The following is a 9,781-nucleotide window of genomic DNA, read 5'->3' on the forward strand; positions in this document are numbered from 1 at the left end:
CGGCGGCGGTGATGATGTTCACCATGGACGAGGACCCCGAGCAGGTCAGCCGGGCGCTGCGGGCCGGGGCGCAGGGCTACATGCTCAAGTCCTCCGACCCGGACGTCGTCATCGAGGGGCTGCGCGTCGTCGGCCGCGGCGGCGTCGTCCTCGGGCCGCGGGTCGGCCTGACCGTGCTGACCTCGCTGCACCGCGACGGGCCGCGGCTGCCTCCGCCGCTGGACAAGCTGTCCAGCCGCGAGCTGCGCATCCTGGCCCACCTGCGTGCGGGGCACACCAACGGCGTCATCGCCCGGGACATCTCCGTCACGGAGAAGACCGTGCGCAACCTGCTCTCCATGCTCTACGCGAAGACGCGGGTCGCCGACCGTGCGCAGGCGACCCTCCTGGCGGAGAAGGCGGGGCTGCAGCTCGACCACCTCTGACCGCCGGGCCCGCCCGGGGGAAGGATGGCGCCATGGACATCTCTCTGAGCGGTCGGACGGCGTTCGTCAGCGGCTCGACCCAGGGCATCGGGAAGGCCATCGCGCGCGGGCTGGCCGCCGCAGGGGCGCGGGTGGTCGTCAACGGCCGCGACCAGCAGCGGGTCGACGCCGTGCGCGACGAGCTCGCTGCACAGGTTGCCGACAGCGACATCGTCGGCGTGGCCGCGGACGTCGCGACCGCCGACGGGGTCGAGCGGCTGCTCGCCGAGCTCCCCGCGGTCGACATCCTCGTCAACAACCTCGGGATCTTCGGGCCGAAGCCGGTGCTCGACGTCACCGACGAGGAATGGCTGCACTGCTTCGAGGTCAACGTGCTGTCCGGCATCCGACTGGCCCGCGCGTACCTTCCCGGCATGACCGAGCGCGGCTGGGGCCGCGTGCAGTTCCTCGCCAGCGACTCCGCTGTCGTCATTCCCGCCGAGATGGTGCACTACGGCGTCACGAAGACAGCACTGCTCGGCGTCTCGCGCGGATATGCGAAGGCCGTTGCAGGAACCGGAGTGACGGTGAACACCGTGGTTGCCGGGCCGACGAAGACCGAGGGCGTCGAGAAGTTCGTCGGCGAGCTGGTGGGCGAGGACCTCGAGTGGACGGAAGCCGAATCCCGCTTCATGCGTGAGCACCGGCCGAACTCGCTGCTGCAGCGGCTGATCCGCCCGGAGGAGATCGCCAACATGGTTGTCTACCTCAGCTCCGAGCAGGCCTCCGCGACGACGGGCGGGGCGCTCCGCGTCGACGGCGGCTACGTCGACGCGATCCTGCCCTGAGCCGCGCGTCCCGCCGGAACAGGTGATCGTCGGCGGGGTCCGGGGAAGGAGGGCGGGATGGCGTACGTCGACAGCGAGGTGGGGCGGCTGCGGACCGTCCTGCTCCATCGCCCCGGGCCCGAGCTGGCCCGTCTCACCCCGCGCAACAACGACGCGCTGCTGTTCGACGGCATCCCCTGGGTGGCCCGGGCGCAGGAGGAGCACGACGCGTTCGCCGAGGCGCTCCGGTCGCGCGACGTCGAGGTGCTCACGCTCGACGCGCTGCTGGAGGAGGCCCTGCAGGAGCCGGCGGCCCGCGAGGAGGCCATCACCGCGGCCGTGAGCGGCCCGCACCTCGGCGACTCGCTGCGCCGCTGCGTACGCGCTCATCTGGAGGGGCTGCACCCGCACGACCTCACCGTGGCCCTGGTGGCGGGGCTGCTGTCGGAGGAGGTGCACGGCGGCACCGGGCTCGTCGCCCGGCTGCTCGAGCCGCACGACTTCGTCGTCCCGCCGCTGCCGAACCTGCTGTTCACCCGCGACTCCAGCGTCTGGCTGCGCGACCGGGTCGCGGTGACCCGGCTGGCGATGCCCGCCCGGGCGCGGGAGACGACGCTGACGCGCGTCGTCTACACGTACCACCCACGGTTCGCCGGCGCGCAGCACGTCTACGAGCCGACCGACGAGCCGCTCGAGGGCGGCGACGTGCTGGTCCTCGGCTCCGGTGTCGTGGCGGTCGGCACCGGTGAGCGGACCGCTCCGGCCGGCGTCGAGCGGCTCGCCCTCCGGCTGCTCGGCGAGGGGCTGGCGACGTGCGTGCTCGCCGTGCCGGTGGCCCAGCGCCGGGCGACCATGCACCTCGACACCGTCTGCACCATGGTCGACCGCGACGCCGTGGTGATGTACCCGGGCGTCGCGCACTCGCTGGAGGCGTACGCCATCACCGCCGGCGACGAGCCCGGCCAGCTGCGCGTCGACGGGCCGCGGCCGTTCCTCGACGCCGCAGCCGACGCGATGGGCCTGGACCGGCTGCGGGTGATCGACACCGGGCTGCACCCGGTGGTCGCCGAGCGCGAGCAGTGGGACGACGGCAACAACACGCTGGCGATCGCACCGCGGCTGTGCGTGGCCTACGAGCGCAACACCGAGACGAACGCGCGGCTGGAGAAGGCCGGGATCGAGGTGGTGAGCATCGCGGGCAGCGAGCTCGGCAGCGGCCGCGGCGGGCCGCGCTGCATGTCCTGCCCGGTCGAGCGGGAGCCGCTGGGGCCCGCGTCCGGGGGAGGAGCCTCGCCGGACATGGAGTGACCCGGGCGCTGCAGACGGGGGATGCAGCAGCGCCCGGGCCGGTTTCCGACACTACTAGGAGTGCCGCCGCAACGGTCGGGCGGGCATCAGCGATCCCTCCTCCGGTTGTGTGATCTGGGTCACACTGGCGCCGCTCGCCGACGGGACCACGAGTTGGATGGTACGGACGTACTAACCCGATCGGGTCAGCGCAGCGTGAGCTGGCGGCCCTGCAAGCTGGCGCGCGCCTTGCGCTCGGCCGCGGACAGCGGCTCCTTGCTCGCGAGCGCCGCGTCGAGCCGGGCCCGGAACTCGGCGGCCGCATCCTCGACCGCGTCGGCGCCGGTCCCGAGCGGGATGTCCCAGACGGGGACGAGCAGCCCGTGCGCACGGAAGGTGCCGAGCAGCCGGGTGCCCGTCCCGACCCCGTCCTCGCCGGCGGCGCGCAGCCGGGCCAGCCCGTCCAGCAGCGCCTCCTCGTCCTCCGGCAGCGCCCAGCGCAGGTGCTCGCGCTCGCCCATCCGGCACCAGTAGGCCGCCTGCACCGACACCAGCCGGACCGTCGGCGTCGCCGCGGCGTTCGCCCGGTCGATGGCCGCGCGCAGCCCCTCGCCCGCGAGCGCGGCCTCGACCTCGGGGGCGTCCTCGCCCTCGGCGGGCATCCAGAAGCCGAACCCGTCGTGGACCGTCACCTCGAGCGGGGCGTCGACGTCGAGCAGGTCCTGCAGCCGCGGGCCCGGGCCCGGCAGCCCCTCCGGCGGCACGGGCGTGCCCGGCTCGGCGTCCAGGGCGCGCAGCAGCGCGGCGGCGAGGTCACGGCTCGGGTCACCGGAGCCGCCCTGCACCTGCAGCGCGACGAAGACGTGGCCGTCGGCGCGGACGTAGGCCGGCCACGCCATCGGGAGCACGGTCGCCACGGACACCTGCTGGTCGCCGGACTCGCGCAGCCGCAGCGGGGCGGTCGCGGCCGGGACGACCTCGCGCAGCGCCACCCAGTCCGGCTCGCCGGCCAGCCCCTCGAACGGGCGGGTGACGAGGCGTACGGACTCGCGCGCCGCCTCCTTGCCGTGGCACGCCTTGTAGCGCTTCCCGCTGCCGCACGGGCAGGGCTGGCGCGGCCCGACGACGGGGACGTCGGGAGCGGAGGAGGCGGAGGCGGGAGAGGTCGGCATGGGCACCGAGGGTAGTCGCGGGCGCCGGGTGAGCGCGGTCAGCGCCGGACAGCGCCGGTCAGCGGTCGCGGAGCGGGGAGTACTCCCGCAGCCGCAGCGTGCGGGCGTCCGCGTCGAGGTCCAGCCGCGCCCAGACCGTCGTCTCGGCGCCGTCCTCGGAGACGCCCCAGTCGTCGGAGAGGTTGCGCACGATGCCGAGCCCGCGGCCGCCGGTCGCCGAGGCGCGCAGCGGCAGGACCCGGGGCCGGGTCGACGCGCCGCCGTCGGTCACCTGCACCTCGAGCCGGGACTCGCGCAGCGCCCACGTCACGCGGACCTTGCCGTCGGCGAGCGGCCGGGCGTGCTTCAGCGCGTTGCTGAGGATCTCGGACAGCACGAGCACGGAGTCCTCGACGAGCCGGGGCGGCAGGCCCTGCGCGAGGAGCTCGGAGGCGACCCGCTCGCGCGTGGCGCCGACGCTCGCGGAGGCGTGCGGGACGAGGACCGTCGCCGTGGCGACCACCTCAGGTGACGCGAGCACCCCGTTCTCCCTCCTGCTCGTTGCCCGCTGTTCTGCCCCGGAGGCCGCCGACGGAAACGGCGACGGCTCAGCCACGGCGGCGCGCCGTCGGGCCGCCGCCGGCTTCCTCGACCCTTCTCTGCGCCTCTCTAGGTCCGTCTAGTCTTGCCCCTAGAGCGCCCTCGACAGGGCTATCGGACGCTAGGCCGGGACGCGGCCGCTCGACGTAGAACGCCGGCCGCCCCTGCGACTGGGCGTAGAGCCGCCCGAGGTACTCCCCGAGCAGGCCGACGCAGAGCAGCTGCACCGAGCCGAGGAAGAGCACGGCCACCAGCACCGACGTCCAGCCGGGGACGACGTGGCCGGCGAGCCGGGCGACGACCGCCCAGACCGCCAGCAGGGCCGAGAACGAGCTGACGGCGAGCCCGAGCCAGGTGGCATAGCGCAGGGGCGACGCGGTGAAGGACGTGACGCTGTCGATCCCGAGCCGCAGCATCCGGCCGAGGGGGTAGTGGGTGCGCCCTGCCGCGCGGGCCTCGCGCTCGTAGGCGACCGTCGTGCTCGGGTAGCCCAGCCACGGGACGAGCAGCCGGTAGACCGGGTGCCGCTCCGGCAGGGCGAGCAGGTCGTCGACGACCGGGCGGGTCATCAACCGGAAGTCGCCGGCATCAGGCTGGATGTCCGTGCCGGCGATGCGGCGCATGAGGCGGTAGTAGAGCCGCGCGGTGCCGCGCTTGAACGCGGTGTCGACGTCCCGGCGGGAGCGGACCGCGTACACCACGTCGACCTGCTCGCGCCGCGCGGCCGCGACCAGGTCGGCGATGAGCTCGGGCGGGTCCTGCAGGTCGGCGTCGATCGTGACGACGGCGTCCCCCCGGCTGGCCGCGAGCCCGGCGGTGATCGCCGCCTGGTGGCCGGCGTTGCGTCGCAGCCGGAGCACGCGAAGCTGCGGCCATACGTCCGCCGCGGCGTCCAGCGCCTCGCGCGAGCCGTCGGTGCTGCCGTCGTCGACGGCGATCAGCTCGTACGCCTCGCCGAGCCCGTCGAGCGCCCGCCGCGTCCGCTCCACGAAGAGCGGGAGCACCTCGCGCTCGTTGTAGACCGGGACGACCACGCTGAGCACCGCGACCGCCTCCCGCTCCAGGACCTGGCAGCGACGATACCCACCCGGCCGCGGGCGCCCGGAACGCCGAGGGGCACGCCCCCGCCCGGCAAGGAGTGCCGGGAGGGGCGTGCCCCGATGTGCGAGCGCCCGTCAGCCGGCGCGCAGGTGGTCGTACGGGCTGGCCTGGCCGGCGCGCGCGATCGCGGCCGGGTCGACGACCGTGCCGCCGGACGCGGCGGCCGCACGGGCGACGCCGCCCTGCACGACGTACGTCTGGCCGTTCGGCCCGGCCTTGAGGACGGTGCCGTCGGCCGGGACGTAGGAGACGTGCGACAGCCGGCCGGTCGCCGCCGTGTTGACGAGGGCGTAGTTGTCGACGCGGGTATAGGAGCGGAACCCGCCGATGGCGTTGAAGTCGGTGACGTAGATCGGCGCCCCGCCGGCGAAGACGAACACCTCGCCGGACGAGGAGGCCACGAGCGTGCCGTCTGCCGGCTTCTGCGGCAGCGCGTCGAACGCGGCCTGGCTGATGTCGGTGTAGGCCCGGAAGCCGCCGACGGCGTCCCAGGTGCTGACGTAGACCGGCGCGCCGCCCGCGATGACGTAGACCTCCCCGGTGCTCGTGAGGTTGAGCAGGGTGCCGTCCGCGTACGCGGGGGTGGGTGTGGGAGTAGGGGCCGGCGCGGTGGCCGCGGGGCCGAACGAGGCCGTGTAGAGCAGCGCCGTCGGCGAGCCGGTGCCGGCGCCCGCCACGATGCCCGGCGTCGCGGCCGAGACGATCGCGTCGCGGACGGCCTGCGGCGAGGCGGTCGGGTTGGCCGAGAGGTAGAGCGCGGCGGCGCCGGCCACGTGCGGCGAGGCCATCGAGGTGCCTGAGAGCGAGGCGGTGGCGGTGTCGCTCGTGTAGTACGCGGACTGGATGCCGTTGCCCGGCGCGAAGACGTCGAGGCAGGTGCCGTAGTTGGAGAACGACGCCCGCGCGTCGGACGAGGTCGTGGCGCCCACCGTGATCGCCTCGGCGGTGCGCGCCGGGGACGTGGTGCAGGCGTTGACGTTCTCGTTGCCGGCGGCGAGGGCGTACGTCACCCCGGCGTTGATGGAGTTGCGGACGGCCGCGTCGAGCGCGGAGGAGGCCGAGCCGCCCAGGCTCATGTTCGCGACCGCCGGCTTGGCGGCATTGGCGGTGACCCAGTTGACGCCGGCGATCACGCCGGAGTTGCTGCCGTTGCCGCTGCAGTCGAGGACGCGGACGGCGACGAGCTTGACCTGCTTGGCCACGCCGTACGTCGACCCGCCGACGGTGCCGGCGACGTGGGTGCCGTGGCCGTTGCAGTCCTGGCCGTTGCGGCCGTCGCCGATGGCGTCGTAGCCGATGCTGGCGCGGCCGCCGAACTGGGCGTGGGACGTGCGGATGCCGGTGTCGATGACGTACGCGGTGACGTTCGCGGCGCCGGTGTTGTAGGTGTACGACGAGCTCAGCGGGCGGTTGCGCTGGTCGATGCGGTCCAGGCCCCAGACCGCGGGGGCCTGGGTGTCCGCGACGCTGACGACCGTGTCCTGCTCGACGTACGCCACCCGCGGGTCGGCGGCGAGCTGGCGCGCGGCCTTCGCCGAGACATGGGTGCTGAAGCCGCGCAGCGCACGGGTGAAGGTGTGGGCGCGCGGGGCGTCGTGCTTGTCGGCGACGGCCTCGGCGTTCTGCAGGCTGGTCGACGGGGCGACCGACGTACCGTCCTTGAGGACGACGATGTAGCTGCCGGCGATGGGCTCGGCGCCGCGGGGGACGACGACCGAGCCCTCGGGCTGGGCCGGGGACGCGGCCAGGGCGGTGCCAGAGGTGGCGAGCGCGACGCCGAGCGTGGCGCAGGCGCCCAGCAGGACCGGGCGCAGGACCGGGCGCAGGACGCGCCGCGGCACGGACGGAGTGGTCACAAGGCTCCTCGAGAGCGGAGGGAGAAGCAGCGGAAGGGGCTTGCGGGCGTGACGTCCTGATTACTCAGGGCGAGCGTCGATACAACACGACGTTTGCCGCCACTCTGTCCCATATCTGCCTGAGAGGATGCTCACTTGCGCTCTTTCTCAGGTCCCGCTCAGGTCGTGCCGTTGCTGTCCGCCAGGCCCGCCGCCCCGGCTCAGGCGCCCCGGGCTGCGAGCACCTCGCTCAGCGCGCGCGGGACGCGGTAGCCGGCCCGCAGCCTTGCGAGGATCCAGAGCGCCTCGACGCCGTCCCGCCAGGTGAGCTTCTTCCCCTCCTCGCGGCGCCGCGCCTTGTAGCTGATCGGCACCTCATAGGGTCGAACGCCCGCCTTGAGCAGCTTGCCGGTGAGCTCGGCCTCCATCCCGAAGCCGACGGACCGCACGTCGAGCAGCCGGTAGACGTCGAGCGGGAGCAGCTTGAAGCAGGTCTCCAGGTCGCTGATCCACGCGTCGAAGAGCACGTTCGCCGCCATCGTCACGGCCTTGTTGCCCATGACGTACCAGAACGAGAACGCGGTGTGGCTGCCGAACGACCGGGTGCCGTAGACCACGGCGCTCTCGCCGGCCAGCACCGGCGCGAGCAGGGCGGGGATCTCCTCCGGGGAGTACTCCAGGTCGGCGTCGCACATGATCACGTAGTCGCCGGTGGCGAGCCGGGCAGCCGTGCGGATGGCCGCCCCCTTGCCGGCGTTGGCCGGGTGGTCCTCGCGCCGCACGCGGGGGTCGGTGACGGCGTCGAGGATCTTGGCCGTGCCGTCGACGCTGCCGTCGTTGACGACGACCAGCTCGACGTCGCAGCCGTAGTCCACGGCGAGGACGCGGTCCAGGGCACGCTGCAGCGTGCGCTCCTCGTTGTAGACCGGCATGAGGATCGAGAGCTTCACGGCGCCGCCCTCACCGCGTCCTCGTCACGGCCCGGCCAGCGCCGCGCACCGGCGCAGGCCGTCCTGGTCGATCCGGAAGATGGCGCTCGTCGCCGTCCGGCCGATCTCGGGGAACAGGGTCGGGTTGCCCTCGAGCTCCTGCAGGAAGCCGCTGGGGCTGCCGTCGATCAGCCGGTCGCCGGCATACGCGTGGGTCGCGTGCGCCTCGAGCATCACCCGGCAGACCTGCGGGTCGGCGGCTGCGGTTCCAGGGCGCTGCAGCACCGCGATGTCCGGGACGATCTGCTCCGCGTTGATGTACGGGACCGCGGGGCGGACTCCGGCCACCGCGTACATCCAGCTCGATCCGTCCAGCCAGTAGTTCAGGGCGACCTCGTCCGGGCCCATGTCGTCGGCGAGCCGATGCATGAGGTCGATGTCCTGTGCCGTGACGAGCCCGGAGCCGTACGTCGTCTCCACCGTGCTCTGTCCGCGCACGACGTAGCGGGCACCCTCGAGCGCGAACACGAGGGCCACGAGGACCGTCGCGGCGGTGAGCACGCGCGCACCCAGCCCGCGCGGATGGAGCCTGAACTCGACGGCGCGGGCAAGGCCGGCAAGGCCGACGAGCCCGGCGGCGGCGAGGATGGGAGCGAGCATGACGGCGACGGCGTAGGTGCGGTGCCAGTCGCCGTACCAGAAGACGGTGAAGCGGGAGATCAACCCCGAGCCGGCGAGGGTGCCGACGAAGACCACGCCGAAGAAGGCATAGGCCGCGAGGATCCCGTAGCCGCGCCGCAGCCAGAAGGCCAGCGTCACGGCGCCGACGACCACCAGCGCCCCGAGCAAGGGCTGTGCGGGGGTCCACGGCGACTGCAGCCCGAGCAGCTGCCGGAGGGCCTGCGCCGTGGAGTACTGCGCGGCCGTGACCGCCGCGGGGACGGCCGGCGCCCCTTCCTCGCTCCCGCGTAGCCACGGCAGGGCGAGCAGGCCCGCGAGGACGCCCGCGGGCACGAGCCGCGCCACGCGCGCCCCGAGCTCGCGCACCGGGCCGCGCAGCACGGCCTCGCCGACGACCAGAACGCCGACGACGGCAGCCGCGACGGCCGCCGCGGGATGGCTGATGAAGATGCCGAACGCCGCGAGGCCGACGGGTGCCCAGCCCACTCGGCGGTAGCGGGCGCGGGCGATCAGGAGGGCCAGGAACCCCGGCACCAGTGACAGTGTCACGCCGTAGGGCAGCACGCCGTTCAGGGCGTACGGGAAGACATTGATCGTGGGTGCGAGCAGGCCCGCGAGGAGCGCGACGGTGGGCCGGCCGGGGAAGACCAGCCAGGCCAGCGCGGCGAGGCCGAGCGGCAGCGTGACGCCGGCAGCGATGGCCCAGAGGCCGTTGAGCGCGGTGGGGACCCCCCCGGGCGTCAGCGCCGCAGCAGCTGCGCCGCCGAGGTGGACCCCGTAGGGGTAGGGGACGATCGGCGAGCCCGGCGTCGTCACGACGGGGATGAGGTCGGAGATCCCGAAGTGGGTGAGGTGGAGGAGCCGCTCGGTCGCGTAGCCGTGCCAGACGTCGTCGTTGCCCTGCGGTGGGAGCCCGTCGCGGAAAGCCGGCAGCCACGCGGCCAGCCCCATGAGCGCCCCGAGCAG

At 74.0% G+C, this 9,781-nt stretch carries 9 protein-coding genes; 3 read left to right on the forward strand and 6 right to left on the reverse strand.

The window, feature by feature from the left end:
• From G9H71_RS19280 to G9H71_RS19290, 3 genes are all read left to right on the forward strand, one after another.
• Nucleotides 1–425, forward strand: a 425-nt coding sequence (locus G9H71_RS19280; protein ID WP_166284415.1) for a LuxR C-terminal-related transcriptional regulator, incomplete at its 5' end; no start/stop codon positions are given.
• 32 nt (nt 426–457) lie between these two features.
• Nucleotides 458–1,252: an SDR family NAD(P)-dependent oxidoreductase gene (locus tag G9H71_RS19285; protein WP_166284416.1), complete on the forward strand. Its 795-nt coding sequence runs from the start codon at nt 458–460 to the stop codon at nt 1,250–1,252.
• Nucleotides 1,253–1,309: 57 nt separating this feature from the next.
• Entirely contained in the window at nt 1,310–2,539 is a 1,230-nt protein-coding gene (locus G9H71_RS19290) for an arginine deiminase (RefSeq protein WP_166284417.1), read from the forward strand.
• Nucleotides 2,540–2,724: 185 nt separating this feature from the next.
• Here G9H71_RS19290 and G9H71_RS19295 read toward each other — a convergent pair whose 3' ends face one another.
• The 6 genes from G9H71_RS19295 to G9H71_RS19320 form a co-directional block, all read right to left on the reverse strand.
• Nucleotides 2,725–3,690 carry a DUF5926 family protein gene (locus tag G9H71_RS19295; protein ID WP_166284418.1) on the reverse strand — a complete coding sequence of 322 codons (966 nt, stop codon included), beginning with the start codon at nt 3,688–3,690 and terminating at the stop codon, nt 2,725–2,727.
• Nucleotides 3,691–3,748: 58 nt separating this feature from the next.
• On the reverse strand, nt 3,749–4,210 hold the full coding sequence (locus G9H71_RS19300) for an ATP-binding protein (protein WP_166284419.1): 462 nt from the start codon (nt 4,208–4,210) through the stop codon (nt 3,749–3,751).
• A gap of 67 nt (nt 4,211–4,277) precedes the next feature.
• Nucleotides 4,278–5,312: a glycosyltransferase family 2 protein gene (locus G9H71_RS19305; protein WP_331273126.1), complete on the reverse strand. Its 1,035-nt coding sequence runs from the start codon at nt 5,310–5,312 to the stop codon at nt 4,278–4,280.
• Between the two features lie 132 nt (nt 5,313–5,444).
• Nucleotides 5,445–7,172, reverse strand: a complete 1,728-nt coding sequence (locus tag G9H71_RS19310; protein ID WP_407939780.1) for a S8 family peptidase — start codon at nt 7,170–7,172, stop codon at nt 5,445–5,447.
• 254 nt (nt 7,173–7,426) lie between these two features.
• Nucleotides 7,427–8,155, reverse strand: coding sequence for a glycosyltransferase family 2 protein (locus G9H71_RS19315; protein WP_166284420.1), 729 nt, complete (start codon nt 8,153–8,155; stop codon nt 7,427–7,429).
• Nucleotides 8,156–8,179: 24 nt separating this feature from the next.
• The coding region (locus tag G9H71_RS19320; protein WP_166284421.1) for a DUF6541 family protein at nt 8,180–9,781 on the reverse strand (1,602 nt) is incomplete at its 5' end.

The organism is Motilibacter deserti (assembly GCF_011250635.1).
GTDB classification, from domain to species: domain Bacteria; phylum Actinomycetota; class Actinomycetes; order Motilibacterales; family Motilibacteraceae; genus Motilibacter_A; species Motilibacter_A deserti.